The organism is Pseudidiomarina aestuarii (genome assembly GCF_048263735.1).
Classification (GTDB): Bacteria; Pseudomonadota; Gammaproteobacteria; order Enterobacterales; family Alteromonadaceae; genus Pseudidiomarina; species Pseudidiomarina aestuarii_B.
The window spans coordinates 121103-139434 of sequence record NZ_JBLXDX010000003.1 but is presented as its reverse complement, the minus strand read 5'-3'; the positions used below and the strand labels follow the sequence as shown (position 1 = coordinate 139434).

Here is an 18332-nt window from a genome sequence, read left to right as displayed (position 1 = left end):
CCATGCCGGAGTCCCCCCGTTCGACCCCTTCACCCGACAGGCCCCGTCAAGACACTGCCGTGTCCTCGGATGGCAACCTTAACGAATTCGGCCACCAGATTTCGTTCGGGGAAGCCGTGCGTGTGTGGCTGCGGATCGCAATCCTTAGTTTCGGTGGTCCGGCTGGCCAGATCGCCGTCATGCACCGTATTCTGGTGGATGAAAAGCGCTGGGTCAGTGAGAGTCGATTCCTGCACGCCCTGAACTACTGCATGGTGCTGCCGGGGCCGGAAGCCCAGCAGTTGGCTACTTACATCGGCTGGCTGCTGCATGGCGTCAAGGGTGGGCTCGTGGCCGGCGGGCTGTTTGTATTACCCGGTTTTTTGAGCATCCTGGTGTTGAGCGTGCTTTATGCGGGATTTCAGGACGCGACCTTGGTGCAGGCGCTTTTCTTCGGCATTAAAGCGGCGGTGTTGGCGATCGTGATTCAGGCCGTCATCCGGATCGGTAAGCGAGCGCTCAAGAATGCCTATATGTACACACTGGCGACCACGGCTTTTATTGCGATCTTCTTTTTTGCCGTGCCATTTCCGATAGTGATACTGACGGCTGCTTTCATTGGTTTGTTGGGAAGGTATGTACATCCAGAACGTTTTACGATTATCAAGGGGCACGATGCCCCGGAAGAGGCTGACCATGTGATCGACACCATGATCGATAGCGGCGAAGCAAACCACACAAAGGCAACAAGTAACCGGGCATTTAAAGTGCTCGCGGTCTGGCTGCCGTTGTGGTTCGCACCGCTTATTGTTTTGCTTATGACGCTGGGGTATGACGATGTCTTCACCCAGATAGGGCTCTTCTTCAGCAAGCTGGCCGTCGTCACCTTTGGTGGCGCCTATTCGGTATTGGCTTATATGGCACAGGAGGCCGTGCAGAATTACGGCTGGCTTGCACCAGGGGAAATGCTGGATGGCCTGGGCATGGCAGAAACCACGCCCGGCCCCCTTATTCAAGTAGTGCAATTTGTAGGTTTTATGGGCGCCTTCCGGGATGCCGGACTGCTCGATCCCTTTACAGCGGGTATTCTCGCATCGCTTCTGGCGACCTGGGTCACCTTTATTCCCTGTTTTCTGTGGATATTTCTGGGCGCGCCCTATGTGGAAACGCTTCGCGGAAATCAGGCAGTAAGCGCGGCACTGTCGGCGGTGACCGCTGCCGTAGTAGGCGTCATGCTGAATCTGGCCATCTGGTTCGCTGTACATGTAGCCTTCGGTGAGGTGAATACGGTTCGGTCCTTTGGTATACAGTGGCTGTTACCGACATGGCACAGTATTCAGATCGCCAGCGTTGTGCTGGCTCTGGGCGCCTTTATTGCCATGCTGCGTTTCAAGGTGGGCATGTTGCCGGTGATTTTCGTCAGTGCGCTGCTGGGTATCATTTATTACCTGTTATTCGGAGGCGCTCCAGCATCGTAAAGAGCTAACCGATGCGATTAGTATCCGGTTTGCCAGTTTGAACCTCAAACAATTTGAAACCCAATCGAAAATTAAATAATGGAGGATAACTATGAAAAATCATCCGCTTAAAATATTTATTATCACCGCTCTGCTGATGCAGGCGCCAGTCGCTTTCGCAGATGCGCCAAGCGATATTAATCCAGAAATCATCAGTAAGGCTACGGACACACAGGCGACGGTCAAACCGGACGGCGTAGTACGCATCGGCTGGCAACGCGATGCCGTGCCGGTCGTGGTAGACGGGATAAAGCTTCCGACACCAGCAGGCTTGGGCAGTTGGGCTGCGTTCAAGGCAGTTCCGGATGGCGGTGTGATGCTGATGGGAGACACGGTGGTATTTGAGGATGAAATCACTCCGGCGATGGATGCGGCTTTCGCCCATGGCCTCGAAATCACCGCGCTGCATAACCACTTCGTGTTTGACCGTCCTCCGGTTTATTTTATGCATATCGGTGGCCACGGACAGAGCGCTGAAAAGCTTGCCGAAGGCGTCAAGGCCATGTGGGATGCCATAAAGAAGGTTCGCGAGAAACACGTCACACCGGTAGAGCGCTTTCCTGGCAGTGTGCCCGAAATCACCGGGGAGTATGACACAGCGTCGCTGGAAACCATTTTGGGTGCCGAAGGCAGTCTCAATGGTCAGGTATTAAAATTTACTTTTGGGCGCAGTGCTTCCATGCATGGCACTGAGTTTGGCGCATCAATGGGACTGTCGACCTGGGCAGCATTCTCTGGCAATAAGGATCATGCGGTCGTCGATGGGGATTTCGCCATGACTGCTGGTGAGGTTCAACCTGTTATGCACGCTCTGCGCGACGCCGGTATCCATATTGTTGCCTTGCATAATCACATGATTGGCGAGACGCCGCCCTATTATTTCTTGCACTACTGGGGTAACGGCGATCCTGAGGTATTGGCACAGGGGCTTCATGCTGCATTAGAAGCCCAAGAAAACGCCGGCACAAGCCATTAAAGGAACATAACGTCGACTTGCGAATGCTGAAGCTACCCGACAATATTCTTCATCTTCCCGAATATCGCGTAATAAATATCAAGGAGATGGACGGCTGGCTCCACTTCCAAGTTGATGCGCTCGATCCCGCTGCCTGCGAGGAATGCGGCGTGCAGGGTGAGTTTGTACGGTTCGGCAAACGTGATGTTCCCTATCGCGATCTCCCCATCCACGGCAAGTGGGTCACCCTCTGGGTGATCCGTCGCCGATACACCTGCCGGGCCTGTAACACCACTTTCAGGCCCCGGTTACCGGAGATGGTGGATGGCTTCCGCATGACGTTGCGGCTACATGAGTACGTGGAGAAGGAATCTTTCAACCACCCCTGCACCTACGTGGCTGAGCAGACTGGCTTGGACGAGAAGACGGTGCGAGACATCTTCAATACTCGCGCCGAGTTCCTGAGCCGCTGGCACCGCTTCGAGACGCCCCGCATTCTGGGTATTGACGAGCTTTACCTGAACCGGCACTACCGCTGCATCCTGACCAACATTGAGGAAAAGACTTTGCTCGAACTACTGCCCACCCGGCGTCAGGATGTAGTGGCCAACTATCTGATGAAGATGAAAGACCGTCAGAAGGTCGAGATCGTCAGTATGGACATGTGGAATCCCTACCGGGCAGCGGTCAAGGCAGTGTTGCCGCATGCCCGTATCGTGGTAGATAAGTTCCATGTGGTGCGCATGGCTAACGATGCCCTGGAGAAGGTGCGCAAGGGCCTCCGGAAGGAACTGAAGTCCTCCCAAATTCGAACCCTCAAGGGTGATCGAAAGATACTCCTAAAGCGGGCTCACGACATTTCGGACCGTGAACGGCTCATCATGGAGACCTGGACCGGGGCCTTTCCTCAACTTCTAGCTGCCTACGAACACAAGGAGCGGTTTTACCATATCTGGAGCTGCACCAACCGAAGTGATGCCGAGAAAGCGCTGACTGCTTGGATTGACGACATCCCGCAAGGGCAACAGGCAGTCTGGAAGTGCCTCGTCAGCGCCGTCAGTAACTGGCGTGAGGAGATGATGGCCTACTTTGAGAATGACATCCCGATCACTAACGCCTTCACAGAATCGATCAACCGACTAGCTAAAGACAAGAACCGCGATGGGCGCGGCTATTCGTTCGAGGTCATGCGAGCCCGGATGCTTTATACCACCAAGCACAAGAAGAAGTCACCGCAGACGAAAGAATCCCCGTTCCTGGACGGAGCAATCAAGACTTACAGCATGGGACTCTTTGAGTCTGAGTATAACTTCGGTGTCGATTTATCAACCTTCTGGGAGGACTAAGATGGGATTGGATCGGAAGGTCACATCAACCACTTAATCCGAATACCCAATTTATTTAATGAAGTTCTGTGAGGTAACTTTGACAAATGTCAGCAGACAAGCCATCTATCTCGTCTGTTTCACATAACTTTTCTATGATAGGTTCAATAGACTCTTCCTCTTCAGTCTTATATTGAAAAAAATCATGGTCTCGGATAAAGCAAGCCCACTCCTTCAGTTCAATCCCGGTTATTTCATATGAAACTCTCTTAAGTAGAGCCTCTTTTACATGCGCCGTTCCAACGTGGACTGTTTCAACATTTTTTAAATAAATAGGGTCGCTTGTTATGCGACGTATATCAGAAATAGGAGTTCTAAAACTAACTATGTCTTGTAGAACCTGTCTAGAAATCTCATCTATTGGTGCTCTGGCAATAAAAACTGCATATAACAATACTGCGTAACCTGCAGAAACCATACTAACTACAATTAAGAAAAAAATAGGCTGAGAGTCGAAAGTTATCGTCATCGAAATAATGAATACTTCACCGCCAATTACGGCATCAATGAATCCGGGCAATGAAATTATAATAAATGCTATAAAAACCACATTGATGAGAGTGAAACGGCTTTTAATGTATTTCATGTTATTGCTTCTCAAGTTCTTGATTCAGGTTTAACGAATCTAGTCTACCTTCAATATTGTAAACTGGAACGCTTCCAGAGCCCTCATTTAGTATTGAATTAGATTGATTGAGTGAAGATTTTTCGTGTGACTCGATTCCTTCAGACGCCCTCGCAGAGACTGCTACTGATACAAGAAATTTCGCAGTTTCCCCGAATTTATGCTTTTCCATAAGCATGGCTGTGGACTCACCTGCAGCAAGACCACCCAGAGCGGAAATGCTTCCAGTCTCTATCAAGTCTAGAACGGAAAAAAATGCTGCGACACCTTGTCCTCCTGGTATAAGCCCAGTTACGGTAGCAATATCCCCAGAAGTTCTCATGGTAGATTGCCCAATAGCTACACCAGCTGTTCCAGCTGAGCTAATTGCGTATCTTGGGGCTTCTTGTGCCGCATGTACCACATTATTGTACATATTGTTTACAATTCGTCGCTCTTCAGATTGAGGAAATAGAGAATTGAAATCTACAGAGCTCCGTCCATCGGGATCTACAAACTTGAGCGGATTATTAAACGCATATGCGAATCGATTGAACATCATCGGTGACTCAGCGCTGAATCCGAGAGGATCGTTCGAGTAAAACCTACCGATAACTGGGTCATAGTAACGTTGCTGCATATAAGAAAGATTCAACGTGTCGTCTCGCAAGTGTCCCGTATAGCCAACAGGATCAGTCTGCGCATTTGGGTCTTGGTATTGGGCGACAAGGTTCTTACCGAGGTAGAAGTAATCGGTATAACCGCCACTCTTGTAAGAACTGAGTAACTGACCATCGATCGAGTAAAGGCTATAAGACTTTGCGCCACCAATATTTTTACTAATTCGACGACCATGTCCATCATACTGATAGTCTGCGGTTCCAGAGCTGGCGAGACGACCAGCGCGATTGTAGGTGAAGCTACGCTGACCATTATTGGTAACATTACCGCGGGTGTCATAGGTAAAAGTACGGCTGACACTTCCTGAGACACCTGTTAGCTTCTTTTGACTGTTGTAGGTATAACTGAGGCTCTGGCTACCCAATTGCTTGCTGGTAATATTACCCAACGTATCGTAGCTAAAAGTACCTTGCCCCCAGTAACCATCAGCTTCAATCAGCCTGTCGAGGTTGTCGTAGACCAACCCAGTCACACTGTTCCCAGAAGTCACACCATCGATAATTGAAGTGATGTTGTGGTTGTCATCGTAACTATAGGTCTGCTTTAAAAGTGCAGCGCCGTCGCTGATGGTGCGTACATACGGACGCTGTTTGCTGTCCATGGTTTGACTGAAACTTAAGCCGTTGCCGTACTGGTAGCTCGCCAGTTGTCCATTCGGGTGATAGACCGCTTGACTGGCATAGACTCCTGCTTGTCGTGCTTCGCCAAACGCGTTTGGACTAAAACTTACGGTCCGTCCAGATGGATACACCAATGACGTCAGATGACCTGCAGTGTTGTAGCCTTGGTTCAGAACAAAGTTAAAGCTATCAATTGCAAGCGTCTCACTTTCAACAAGACCAAGGCTGTTGTATGTATATGCCCACGAAGTTGAGCCCGAAGTGAGCTGGGTCAATTGCCCTTGCGCGTCGTAAGTATGAGTGCGAGTACCGCTGGTATCACTGAAGCTTTGTTGACGCACATTCCCCACATTATCGTAGGTGTAGTTGATTTTCTCAGCGGCTAGCACACTCGTTGCGTTGCAAGCGGAAGAACTCCCTGAGGCACCAGGTGCTTCCCATGTAATGTCACCCAGTGCGTTGTATGCATAAGCAGTATGTCCAACATCCGCGCGAACCAATCGACAGAGTCGCTGTTGCGCATCGTAGCGTCGAGTTTCCGTCTGCCCACCTTGGCTAATCGTTACCGGCTGATCGAACAAACTGTAGGTTAAGGACGTCGTAACGCCATGTGGTTGCTCTATCAGCGTTGGTAATTCTTGCTCTGGTGCACCGAACGAGCGATAGGTTGTGGTCGTTAGATTTCCGCGTGCATCCTCGACACGAACTCGGTTCCCTGACAAGTAAGTATGCTCTGTGCCACTGGAGTCGACATTACTGTAGTGCAAGCGTGGACGCTGAAGTCCATCATAGGTGCTGACCATACCGGTACTCGCAGCACTTGAGGCGCTTGGATAAGAGGTAAAAGTCGGTTTGTTGTAAGCATTAAAGCTTTGTCGGAAATACCGATTAATATTGAGACTGGTATCTCGCTCCCGAGTCAAGATTGGCCGAAAAAGCGCGTCCATCTCAATGCGCTTTTGATAGCTCCCGCGAGTTAGGGTTTGAATAAAAGTATCCCCACTGGAAGTGTAAGTGATCGTGGTCGCTGTCCATGGCGACGGAGGCGTGATACTGGTTACACGGCCTAGTACGTCATAACCATAGCTTGTGGTGTGACCATTAAAGTTGGCGACCGAGGTGACTTCGCCGCGTGTATTGACGGTCTGCGAGGCAGTCTCCGAGCCGCTTGTATATCGCTTCGGAATGAGAATTTGTGTCGGAATACCGCGGACGTAGTTATTGAATTCAACATATCGGCCAGGCGCGTTGAGAGTCTCGCGTTTCAGTAATCCAGAGCTGTGATACGTCGACGTTTTTTGGAGCTGACCATAGCGTGTACTTTGATACGGCAGTAGGTTGCTCGCATGAGCAGCGCTGTAATAGCTTTGCTGATTCACGGTTGTCCAAGTACTGTTGTTGCTCGACACTTCAGTCTTGGTCGGCAGATTGATAATCCATTGGGTCGTATCATGCTGATACGTCTGACGAATATATCGAGAGCCATTGCTGCTTTGCTCATGGGTTAACAGTGGTTTGCCATAAGCATTGTAGTTGCTGTAAGTCGTGGTGAATGTTGTCGCAACTCCACCATCATGAGACTTTGTGGTTTGTACATTCGGATATGCATGGTAGTTATGCAAATCGTTGTTGGCAAAGTGCTCGTGGTTATAACATGGCGCCTGTTGCTGCAGCGGGTATACGTTTGGCTTACAAGATTCAAGGCGAACATCACCAGCTTTAAGAACTTGAGTGAATGAAGTGACTTGAGAGCGTAACAACGTACTTGTATTGGTATCAAACCAATAGGTCGCAACTTCTTTGCCTTCCAACGGCGTGTGACTTCGGTTGAATGCATGTAGTGTTTTGCTGCCATCTGGATTAACGACCGTAGTCGAGCGCAAGTCCATCAATGCGTAACCGGTGGGTGTGAACGGTAAACCACTGAGAGCGGCCGGCTGCGGCGTCGACAACGTGGTGTGCTTTGGAGAACCAGCGTTCTGAGAGTAACTGTAGTTCCAAGTTAAGGTTTGGAGGTTGAAATCAAGTTCCTTCTTGATCACCGCCAAGTTGGAAAAACAGCGACTGCTACCTTGCGGGATTTGCGACATACCAAACTGTGTCGGCCGTTGCGTCAGCGTATAGACCGCGCCTTCAGGATGCGTGATGGTGGAAACTTTGGACGTCGTGCTTAACGAGCCACAATCATTTGTACCTGTACTGGCAATGAAGCCACCATAGGTATGAAAGGCCAAATCAAACGTCCATGATTTGCTATCGGGTCGAGTGACCTCAATCAAGACGTCCTTATTCAATTCGTCTATCCCATCATACCGAGTAGTATAATCATAAGACCAAGTCTTACCGTCGGCGCTAATGCTGCTAACTCGTTCGCCACCGCTTCCATTTTCGTAGCTGATGTTGATTTCTCGGCCATCACTCGATTCGATACTGGTAAGCTTGTTAGAGTAGGAAATGAAGTTGCTAGCCATACCGTAGGCTAGTACCGCTGCGTCGTAGTTGTAGTCCACCCAGTTTCCAAAGCGGTCTTCGATTCGGCTGACCTGTACGTTCAATGTATAGGTGCGCATCAATTCAATCGCATCATAATCTGGATTGAAGATGTCGGCTTCTTGATTGACGGGGATATAGGTTGATGGTGTCAGTGAGACCACATCAAATGTGTAGGTTACGCCCTCTGGTGAAACCGCTTCAAACCCATAGCGGTCAGATAAACAAGTTACCTTCCAATTGTCCGCCTGGCGTGGGTTCATACCGGAACCACCTTGGCGTAGCTTCTGATTGGTGACACCGGGAATGTCCAGCGTGTCGCCACTCCAGTACTGCTTCGCACCAACTGTAGCGAATTGCGTATCTACATAGCTAGGTGGCAATTCACCGCAATTGGGTAAATGGCTTAATACCTTTGGTTTTGAAGGGAGTCGACTATCGTACTCCATTGTGGTCGTCGTGATACTTGGAATCGCAATGTTCCAATCACCAAAACTGAGATTGTTGGCGAAGTTATTCTTGGAGCCCCAATATGTGCGGCGGATTTCTACCGGAAGCTCATTATTGCCGCGCAGCGATACATCAACATGCTCAAAGCTAACACTACCTGAATTCAAATCAACGCGGTCGCCAAAGAGATCGGTCGTTTCCGGTGTGATTTGCTGTTTCACTTCCATGCGTGCCAATGCGAGCTCGGTAGATAGTTTTGCCGACGAATCATTAAAGATCGACATCGAGCGCATCATTGGCTCTTCAGCAAGTACCGCGAAAGGTTTGGGCTTCTTTGCCTTTTGGGCTTGTAGCAACATGGCGGTGATTTCTTCGCGCTCTTTGTCGGAGCGAGCCTGTGCATCTGTAGTTGCACCGAGTAGTACTAAGCCACTGAGGGTAAGCGTGGTGAAGGTCCGTTTCATCTTAGTTATCCTCGTGCTCGCCGTAAGGCTTGTATTTGGTTGTTTGGGTGATATCGCCAGTGGCATTGCTGTGTCCAATCACACTTCCAAGCATATCGGTATGTAAGTAGGTCACCCCGGTTGCTGTTTGCTCTGTCAAAAGTGATTGGGACTGACCGTGCAGTCGATGTTTGCCGGAGCCGGTCAACGCTACCCGTTGTCCAGCGTCGTCAATGACAAAGACATGGAGTAGCTCGTTACGATTTTGTTGGACTTCCAGCGCGTTTAGGCGCCATACAAATCCAGAGCCTGCTGCGGTGTTATCTGGACACGCCTTGACAGCTTCTGAAGGGGATTTCAGCTGTGCGGCAGTTGATGCGTAGAGGTTTTCAATATTTTCAGGGTCACCAAGATAAAGATGAATAGATACGGGGGCTTGCAACGATTCGTCGCAAGCCCAACCGGTGACCTCAATAGAGCCATCGGGCTGCTCTTGTATCGTCTCCACTTTTCCTTTGATATCTGCATGCGCAGTAAAGCTAACACTAACCAGTAGTAAACCTAATAGACGATACATCATCGCCTCCTTGCGGTGTGGGTATAATTATTTAATGGTTATAGCGTTAACATTATGTAAATGCAATGAGTCAAAGTGTAAATATTATAAAATATTTTATTTATGGCACGGTTTATAATCTTCGAAGATCTTATGTACTTTTGGTGTAGACTCAGGAATATCTTATTTTGCACCTGACTTCAGGTCATTCTTCATTTTGGAAAGAGCATGGTTTGAGGGGAGATGATTTTGGCAGCAAACCAAGATAAATTTAATGAAATGTTAGAAGACACCCGCCTGACCTCTAGTCGGAGATCGTTGATTGTTGTTTCATTAGTTCTTATAGCAATGAACATTTCTGAAGCCGAGCTATCCAAGGTGAATGGCTTGATTTTTGAATTGACGTTCAAGAGCCCGGAAAACCTAGCTATATTGCTTGTATTTGCGACGGCTTTCTTACTATTGAGGTACTACAATCACGCGGCGAAGTATCATGAATTGACACGCCGTCGATGGACCAAGAATGTCATGAATGAGTATATCGTATATTCCGATTGTGAAGAGTCTCAGGATGCAAGCGGGTTTGCTTATGACCTTGCACCAAATAAGAGTTACATCGACGAATGTGCAGACCCTGATCGTCCGCGCGGTATGGTGGAAATAAAGCTCGAGGCTGGATGCTTTCTAAATGCCTCATTTGTTGTCAATTCCCATAATAGCTGCAAAAAATAAAACTTGAATGATGCACTTCACAGGCCCTGTAAAATATTGCCTGTAGGCGTGCGCGCTCATATGCGGACGAGTATTAGGTATCAATTGGTTGGAGTTTCGGGGAATATTTAGTATCCAAAAATTTACGCGTTTGGAGATTTTTTATGGAAGAACTCGATCGGAAGTGGTGTAAAAGTACGCACTTATTGTCAAATCCCGACATAAATTCAATTAATTTTATTTGAATGAGTGATTTTTAATATTCCATGTAACGAGACTCATAGCTCGATTCGCTTTAGGTGGCCTCTTGAAACAAGAGTCGTGTTTCTTTCGTCAGCTAAATTGAATGGCAGATGTGTCTGTTCGAGTTCAAAGTTAATGAGACTTTATCCTGGTCGATAAAATGTCCCATCTGCTCTTAATTATGTCTCGACAAATAGTTCTATACGAAAAAGCCCCAAACCATTGAAATCCTTGAGATTAGAATAGTCTGAGGCGAATACATTTCATAAGAGCTAATTATGGTTGAAGATCTAAGTTACTTGCGGTCTTGATGGTTAACGTTTTTTCGGAAAAACAGACCAATACTCGCCATAAGCATGGGAGTCGCGATCAGCGTGATTGGCATTAGAACCACTGACAAATGAATCAGAGCAACGGCGATCATTAATATTGCGATCGATTTTATATTTGTATCGATATGTTTTTTGTTGAACCAAAGAATTATTGCTGTGATTAACATTACTAGATAACGCAAAGCGTAAACTATGACTGTTATAGCTAGGGCTGTAAAAGCAATAGTATTGTACTCTTTGAAGTCTAAATACCCCAATAGAAGAGTAATTATTACAGAAAGATAAAATAGATTAGTAATGCCACTGAATCGTTTAACCCATTTTACTGCAGATAAGGAGTCACTCCTGTGTTTCAGAGTCACAGTAAAATACCGCCATACAAGACACTCAAAAAAAGCAACAAAAAATACCAATATTGATGAAATAATTAACCTAGACTCATTTCCAAATTCGACTCGCGGCACCGACAAGCCATAAGTTTGATACCAGAATATTGGAAAAGTAATCAGCGTAGCGATACTTAAATAAAACCCAAAAATCAAATTTTTGGAATAATTTTCAAAGCTTTCTGTATTCAACTTGCCCTCCAATCACTCTTTACGAGCACTTTTCTCTTTGATAGCATGGCGGCGACTTTATCACATAAATATTTACATTAGAATACCAAAGGATATTAGTATGAATATGAGGTTTGTATGGTCTCTATTGGGTTTTGCTTTGCTTTTTTGTTTTGCCACACCGACGCATGCAGCTACAAATGCGACAATTGTTTGTAATGGATGCTCTTCATATCAGGAAGAGCAGGCAGTTATTTCTGCGGTTCCTTCAGATGAGACTGATTATGCCGACGTAAGAGTAATCGACTTTTACCGTGAGAGAGTTACTAAGTACACTGTCATTCGAAATTTTGAACCCGGATTACCGAGTTACCAAGTACTGCCAGCACAGCAAGTTACAGCAAGCTCTCAAGAAAACGCACTGTTCAATGATTATCAAAATCTAAAAACTATGATTGCAGCTAACGACCCACAGTTAGCAGCTCAGTACTCTGCGAGTGGACGGGCAGTAGGACCAATTAATATACCAATGGGACTAATCGAAAGTGCTCACGAAACAGTGAATAGCCCGTCTGCACAGAAAGTTATGTATGATTACTTATATGATTACAACTACGATTTTGCGGCTGCATCTGGAATTTTTCTAGCGAATCTAGCTAGCGTAGTAACGTCAACAGCTATGAGTGAAGAGATTGGGGAATTGTTCGAGATCCGCATCATCTTCAAATTTGAAGATGGCTCGATGACACAATTTCGAATTGATGACTTGATTCTGGAAGAAGATGATTCTCTAGCAATGGAGTACGTTGATGATTCCTCAACCGATTCCGAAGGAAATATACTACCAGATTCAACCGAAGACCTCGAAGATCAGAGTCGACTTTACACATTCAGCGGCGGCTCTAGTAGTCTCAATTTTGTGAGAATGACAAACTTAATCATTAGAATCTCAAATGGAGAAACCGATATGGAATGCAATCCTAGCTCAACTCAATGTACTGTGACTCAAAAATAAAATTTGTGATCGGGAGTACAAAAGACTTTTGTACTCCCGATCATGCTTATCACGATCCGATAGTGCAGATTATTAAGCCAATTTAAAGTACCGATATTGCGGTCAAAAGCTTGACGGTTAGTTCAATAGGCGTCAGTTTTGATCGAGGAATAATATTTATCACTATCAGTTTTTGTTCGTTTAGACTTGTACCCACTCTTATAATTGAACTTAACAAGGTTTTCAGTATAACGTTCTACGATCCACTAAAATGGCGCCCATCCTGAAAATAGCAGAGAGTAGTTCTCAATTGTATGACAATATTTTGAGTACATCAGTCTTGGCTCAGCAACAATCTGAGCTCTTTCATCTTGGAATTTCGAAGCGTTTTATTCATGGTTTTTGAGCCCTCAAGCTCCGGAAATACCTCGTATACATCCAGTGAGATAGACTTTGCAATTGCTCGTGCTACACGCTGCGATCGTGCTTTTCGGTGAATCACTTTCGAGACAAGGCTTGATGAACAATTCAAAACGTCAGCTAGCATTTGTTGATCAAAGCCTTTCTCAATGAGTCGGTATTTAATTTCCTTCGAGTCCACGCTAGCTCCTTACTTGAATTTGTCTGATATATATTTTTTTGCATTCTAAAGCCTCATCGACGGATAGCTTTTTATAGCTCAATGAAAAAACAATCTCATTAAAAACAAAGTTATAATATTTTTATTGTTGATTTATTAACCAGCCGCCCAATATGTACTTAGGTACACAGTAAAGCTAATTGGGGAGTTTATTAAGATGGCTGACGATGATTTTAATGTTTTCAAAGGTGCAGATGGCAAGTGGCGCGGTAAACGACAAAGCGCATCCCGAGCAAGTGTAGTAGCGGATACACAGGCCGATGCTTTCAATCAGACGAGAGAATTGGCAAAAAAGAGCAGGTCTGAAGTGTCAATACATCGGTCTGATAACGGGAGGATAAGAGCTAAACATTCGTATGGGAATGACCCTGAATCAACAGAAGGATAAGACGAAGATTTAGGAAATTTACGTTTTAAACATAAACTCTGAAGATTTATCTAAGCGGTTTCAACTGAAACATGCTCGCAGAGGCGTTGAACTGCTCATCTAGCCTTGATTCTGAGGTGATTAGTCGAAAAGCTCATTCGCACCGAGTTGCCTTAGCTATCGCCAAATCTGTAAGTTTAGGTAATCTGGTAGTCTTTCCGGAGCTTCGACAAGTTAACTCAACTGATCGAACCCAGCGTGAGTTGAAAGTGCACGAACTTAGAGAAATACTCAAACAAGATTGACAACGATTCACCAACTTGCCAATTGTCGGTCATACATATAACCTTAAAGAATTGCGAACTACGAGCTTAAGATATGGTCAGTCTACTCTCTGTCGATCCGATAGAATTCAAACAGCGGAACGAAACTTTCAAGCTTGAGCACGACCAAGCTGCTCTGCTAGCAGTGTTAAAGGTATTTGAATCCTGGGAAATAACAACTGAATTGTGGTCTGATATTTTGGAGGGCCTGCCAAACCAGGTTCTAGTCCAATCTAACAAATATCTGCAGAGCCGGCTCACATCTGACCAACGTGCACGGATATCTATCATTTTAAGCTGCGATAGAGTGCTACGTAGATTATTTCTCCAGAACAAACACAGGGTTGAGTGGATACACAACAAACATGAATCTCTGAATGGAAACTCTCCTTTGGATGTTCTAGCTTGTGGGTCGTTGATTGCACTTTATGAGTTACATCGACATGTTCAAAGCTTGCCATATCTTTAATAGAGCGTCTTTAATGATCTCGGAATTTGTTACTTCAAGAGAGCGATGACTGTTAGATCAAATTCACTGTATGCGCATCATTTAACTATGATCTACGGCACGAGAATCGTTCAAAATTTTTCATTCCTATCCAAGTGTGATTGAGTCCTTAATATATTAACCTTCTTTAACACTCTTGGGCCCATAATCCGTCTTCATCATGACGCCGGGCGTCTTGTTCGTATGATCTGGCAAGGCTTTCGATCATTGCAGCAACGTTGGGTTTTGAATCTTTCCATTGAATGGAGAAACGCTTGAACTCCTCTGCAACCTTTCGCTCCTGCTCTCCGCCGTCATATGGCATACGACAGGTAACACCTCGGGAATTATGTACTCCTATATGGAAACCTCGTCTGATGTCTTCACAGTCATCCCGATCCAATAGCTCAGCAATGATAGGGTCTGGCCAACACTCTAATTTTTTGTTCAGTGGCCAGTCGGAAAGCCAGGCACCCACCGTCCGGTCGGTGACAACTTCTCGATCTTTCACCTTTGCCAGATCTCGGACTCTGTTGATCCAAGAGAAAAATAACTCTCTGTCAATTTCTCTGTTAGAGCTTCTTCCCGGAACACCGCGTCCACGGCGGATCAAAGAGGCGGCTGTTTCCGCGGCTGCATGCAGGTTTTCTGATATCGGTTCGCGCTCGTCGTTACGAGCTTTGAATGCAAGACATATCAGTTCCATGAATGATTCTGGTACGCTCAATATCTCCGCCATCAAATGGGGCACCCCATACTTGTCATTTTCCAGAATCGGGTAGTAAGCGAATTCCAGGCTGACCAACTCAGATTGGCTGCAGCCACTTTTGGAAAGCGCCTCGAACACACGAGCGATATGCCAAGACCGTACATAAGCAGTAGCGTCTTCTTGGTCAGAAGCTATCCCCTTAAGCATTCGGATCAGTAGTTCACCTGGCAGTTCGATTGCGCGATCTCCCATGGCTTCCAATGCGGCAAGTGGCCTGCCAGCGCTCAACAGCTTTTCCAAGCAGAAAGACAAATGATCGCTGTCTGATCGGATGTAGGATGGTCTGACAATCGACCAAAAATGATCGTGAACCGCTGGCGGCTGGCTTTCAATAAGCTCCCATAACGCCATGAATTGGGGAGCATTGGATATAAACCCAGATACTTTCTCTGGAGATTCAGTTTGCTCCCCAAGCAGGTGCAGGCATGTTTGCAGGAAATCAATGCATTCTTCTTGCTGAACCGCATGCAGTACCCCATAGGTCAATGAGTCGGAAAACGAAGTGTTTTGCAAGTTGACATACCATCGGCATAACCATGTTGACACATCGATGCGTTGAAATGGCTCCTTGACAAGTTCCCAGCCCACAAGTCTTGGATCCTCGCATTGTTTGGCTAATTTGTTGATACCTTGCCAACCCAGATTTTCATATATTTCCCGAATTGCCGTGGTGCGCAATGTCCCTCTCACTTTGTCAGCTTCTTCGCGGTTTTCCGCCCATCCATCAGGAAGCCCCACCCAGCAATTGGAGAAAATCCAGACATGTCGGATGACCAAATCATCGGGGGAGAGAGCGTCGAATAATGGTCTCAGTGCATCGGCTGAATAGCGATCATGCCGGCTACCGTCCTGATTAAACGAGTTCTCCCAGTTCAGGAATTCCCTGGTTGCACTGCGAACAATTTCCCGGTCTTCATCGAGGAAGCTTTTTGCGCTGACAACCAATGCTATGACTTCGTCACGGAAATTCGTATCCAGTTCATCAATCTTTGGTATTAAATCGGCAATCCGTTTGGCATTTCCCTGAGCTTGTTCGAGCAATAAATTTGCAACTGGAAGTACGAGCTGCTCTATTTCTCCATAGGTGACAACTTCGCCTACGCCAGCGTCATCGTCGCGCCACTGTGGTTTTGCATTAGGTGAAGCTACATCGTGTCGCCCTGGTAGCAATGCCAACAAAAGTTTCCAAGCTGTTTCAGGATGTCGCTCGGTTATGTTTCTGGCTGCACGAAGTCGAAGTTCGACCGACGCTGCCGTCTGTGGGTACCATGGTCGAAAAAGAGAAACCAATGAATCGAACGGTGTGTTGCCCCAATTACCGTTTACTTCGATATCAGACAGTTCAGCAAGGATATTCGCCACTCGGCCGAGTCGGACGGGGTACCACGCCAACAACTCCAGTGCCCAAAGCAGGGAGGCATGCCAGCAGCGGCCAGATACCCCCGATGATTGTGTTTCTGTAATTAACCGAGCAACCGGTTTGTCAGGCTTGTGCAAACTGTTTTCGAGCGCACGCAGGAACTCATCGGGAGCGGCCTCGGCGAATGATCTTAGAAAAGATGAAATTGAAAGCCAGCGCTCTCCGCTAGCCTCTTCAAGAAGCTGACCAACGAAGCGCCTCACATGGTCGCTGATAACAGTTGAGCCCGCACTATCAGAAAAGTAACCCAATTTCGCAATTGACTCCGCCATGGCTTCCATCACAACACCTGAGTGCTCACGAACCTTGCCATAGATAGAAGCCATCCAACGCTTATCTTCCTCGAGATCCAAGGCCGGATCAGGCTCTTCGAACACAGCCCTGGCGACCGTGAAGAATCTCATCAATATATCGCTCGTTATCCGAGGGGCTATGAGATACAACAATTCTAGCGGTGCCTTGGCTTTCCATAGGGAGCCGATTTTTATCACGGGCGCATCATCGAGGGCGACTAGTCGCAGTAGTTCGTTTTCGATGTCCTCATAAGCGCGGTTGGCAATCTTTGAGATGCAAGCCTTGTCACCATCTGAGGCGCTATTCCAGGCACCTACGAGAGTCAGAATAAGCAGGCTTGTGGAATCGGCCGCCTCGATCCATTCCGGCTTCTTGATGGCGGGATTAAGCGCATGCCAACGGCGAAAAACGGTCCACGATCTTCCCATTGTACGAGCATATCGGGCAGCATCTGATGCTGCTATACCCAGTTCAATCAGAGATCTCTCGAATTCATCAGGCTTTGGACGTCGGAGCTCTATAGTTTTCTGCTCTATCGCTCTTCCACCAATGCCCATGAGATTGAAAGCCTGATCTCCAAAAGCCATAGGGACGATTAAGCTAATTCCATTTCGCGGGGAACGATGGTAGCTCAGTCGGTTATCGGTGATGACTACCACTTCAATGCCAGGGTTAGCATCGACAAATTGCCAGCCTTCTTCTGAGGTTACGCAGGCGGCGCGTGTGGAATATCCTTCTTCAATCAATAGCGCGCATACAAAGGCAACGGCTTCGGACTGGCTGTCAGCCATAACAGAAATCAACGGTTCATGCAGCTGGATGCTGTTCTCTAATGAAGTCCTGGATTCCTCCCGACCGACAAACAAATTAGAGGCTGTTACAACCGGTTTGGATTGGTTGACCCAGTGCGCCCAGTGGTTCTCTACAGCCTCTATGCCGTGACCGGCGATATCTAACTGAATACCCAACCACAACGCGGTGGCCGGAGAGGTTTCCAGCCAGGCTTCGAGATCGTCTCCATCCCACACCCAAACATCAGCCCAAGAATTGAGTCTTCTCATTCTTTCCCTCCATGCGTCTTTTCCAGGCCAACGACGAGAAGTCACAAAAACGAAGATGGCCCGAGCAGCATCCGCTTTGGAAATCTGTTCCAGACGTTTTTTGAAATCACTTGTTGCCTTTAAAGCCGGATCTTTTGAAGTGCCTAGTTCCCAATAACTGACTCCACTCGGAACCCAAGGGTTTCCCTCTGCCGTTTCTATAACACCGTCCCAGCCAGGTATATTGACCGAGTCGCCGCCCGGCATAACAAGTGCCGTAGTACGAGCTGTTGCCGAAATCAATCTTCTCACCAATACAGGAAGCATCCCCTGGGCTTCACGCTTTTCTGACCACTGTGTGAGATGGGTTGCTGTTATGCGCATGTTGAAAATCCTTCGCAGTAATTGTCGGCAACTTTCTTTAAATCCGAACGCCGGAATTCATCACCGAACTGGGGAAAGCGGAAAACTGAGG

General features: G+C 47.1%; 11 protein-coding genes. 6 read left to right on the top strand and 5 right to left on the bottom strand.

Annotated elements, in window-relative coordinates:
• Positions 1-2: 2 nt before the first annotated feature.
• The 3 genes from chrA to ACN0S4_RS07755 all read left to right on the top strand — a co-directional run bounded on the left by chrA (position 3) and on the right by ACN0S4_RS07755 (position 3797).
• On the top strand, positions 3-1457 hold the full coding sequence (chrA, locus tag ACN0S4_RS07765; RefSeq protein ID WP_417657113.1) for a chromate efflux transporter: 1455 nt from the start codon (positions 3-5) through the stop codon (positions 1455-1457).
• A gap of 91 nt (positions 1458-1548) precedes the next feature.
• A complete protein-coding gene (locus ACN0S4_RS07760) occupies positions 1549-2472 on the top strand; it encodes a DUF1259 domain-containing protein (RefSeq protein ID WP_026949793.1) in 924 nt (307 codons plus the stop codon).
• Positions 2473-2495: 23 nt separating this feature from the next.
• A complete protein-coding gene (locus ACN0S4_RS07755) occupies positions 2496-3797 on the top strand; it encodes an ISL3 family transposase (RefSeq protein ID WP_417657112.1) in 1302 nt (433 codons plus the stop codon).
• A 55-nt stretch (positions 3798-3852) separates the two neighbouring features.
• Here the strand turns inward: ACN0S4_RS07755 and ACN0S4_RS07750 are convergent, their stop codons facing one another.
• From ACN0S4_RS07750 to ACN0S4_RS07740, 3 genes are read right to left on the bottom strand one after another with little or no spacing between them, the layout of a single operon-like run.
• The gene (locus tag ACN0S4_RS07750; RefSeq protein WP_417657111.1) at positions 3853-4422 is read right to left on the bottom strand and encodes a hypothetical protein; all 570 of its coding nucleotides are present in this window, start codon (positions 4420-4422) and stop codon (positions 3853-3855) included.
• A gap of 1 nt (position 4423) precedes the next feature.
• A complete protein-coding gene (locus ACN0S4_RS07745) occupies positions 4424-9145 on the bottom strand; it encodes an RHS repeat domain-containing protein (RefSeq protein ID WP_417657110.1) in 4722 nt (1573 codons plus the stop codon).
• A gap of 1 nt (position 9146) precedes the next feature.
• Complete coding sequence (locus tag ACN0S4_RS07740; protein WP_417657109.1) at positions 9147-9704, bottom strand: hypothetical protein; 558 nt, start codon at positions 9702-9704, stop codon at positions 9147-9149.
• Between the two features lie 225 nt (positions 9705-9929).
• Here ACN0S4_RS07740 and ACN0S4_RS07735 point away from each other — a divergent pair, with 225 nt between their 5' ends.
• Complete coding sequence (locus ACN0S4_RS07735) at positions 9930-10412, top strand: hypothetical protein (RefSeq protein WP_417657108.1); 483 nt, start codon at positions 9930-9932, stop codon at positions 10410-10412.
• Positions 10413-10929: 517 nt separating this feature from the next.
• Here the strand turns inward: ACN0S4_RS07735 and ACN0S4_RS07730 are convergent.
• Positions 10930-11544 carry a hypothetical protein gene (locus tag ACN0S4_RS07730; RefSeq protein WP_417657107.1) on the bottom strand — a complete coding sequence of 205 codons (615 nt, stop codon included), beginning with the start codon at positions 11542-11544 and terminating at the stop codon, positions 10930-10932.
• 100 nt (positions 11545-11644) lie between these two features.
• On the opposite strand from ACN0S4_RS07730, the gene ACN0S4_RS07725 reads away from it, so the two are divergent.
• Both ACN0S4_RS07725 and ACN0S4_RS07720 read left to right on the top strand, forming a co-directional pair.
• Positions 11645-12538, top strand: a complete 894-nt coding sequence (locus ACN0S4_RS07725) for a hypothetical protein (RefSeq protein WP_417657106.1) — start codon at positions 11645-11647, stop codon at positions 12536-12538.
• 776 nt (positions 12539-13314) lie between these two features.
• A complete protein-coding gene (locus tag ACN0S4_RS07720) occupies positions 13315-13545 on the top strand; it encodes a DUF2188 domain-containing protein (protein WP_417657105.1) in 231 nt (76 codons plus the stop codon).
• A 937-nt stretch (positions 13546-14482) separates the two neighbouring features.
• Here ACN0S4_RS07720 and ACN0S4_RS07715 read toward each other — a convergent pair.
• Positions 14483-18241 (bottom strand): hypothetical protein, encoded by a 3759-nt coding sequence (locus tag ACN0S4_RS07715; RefSeq protein WP_417657104.1) that lies wholly within the window; start codon positions 18239-18241, stop codon positions 14483-14485.
• Between the last annotated feature and the right edge of the window lie 91 nt (positions 18242-18332).

Coding starts and splice junctions, on each gene's coding strand:
- chrA (WP_417657113.1), top strand. CDS start 3: ATGCCGGAGTCCCCCCGTTCGACCCCTTCACCCGACAGGCCCCGTCAA.
- ACN0S4_RS07760 (WP_026949793.1), top strand. CDS start 1,549: ATGAAAAATCATCCGCTTAAAATATTTATTATCACCGCTCTGCTGATG.
- ACN0S4_RS07755 (WP_417657112.1), top strand. CDS start 2,496: ATGCTGAAGCTACCCGACAATATTCTTCATCTTCCCGAATATCGCGTA.
- ACN0S4_RS07750 (WP_417657111.1), bottom strand. CDS start 4,422: ATGAAATACATTAAAAGCCGTTTCACTCTCATCAATGTGGTTTTTATA.
- ACN0S4_RS07745 (WP_417657110.1), bottom strand. CDS start 9,145: ATGAAACGGACCTTCACCACGCTTACCCTCAGTGGCTTAGTACTACTC.
- ACN0S4_RS07740 (WP_417657109.1), bottom strand. CDS start 9,704: ATGATGTATCGTCTATTAGGTTTACTACTGGTTAGTGTTAGCTTTACT.
- ACN0S4_RS07725 (WP_417657106.1), top strand. CDS start 11,645: ATGAATATGAGGTTTGTATGGTCTCTATTGGGTTTTGCTTTGCTTTTT.
- ACN0S4_RS07720 (WP_417657105.1), top strand. CDS start 13,315: ATGGCTGACGATGATTTTAATGTTTTCAAAGGTGCAGATGGCAAGTGG.
- ACN0S4_RS07715 (WP_417657104.1), bottom strand. CDS start 18,241: ATGCGCATAACAGCAACCCATCTCACACAGTGGTCAGAAAAGCGTGAA.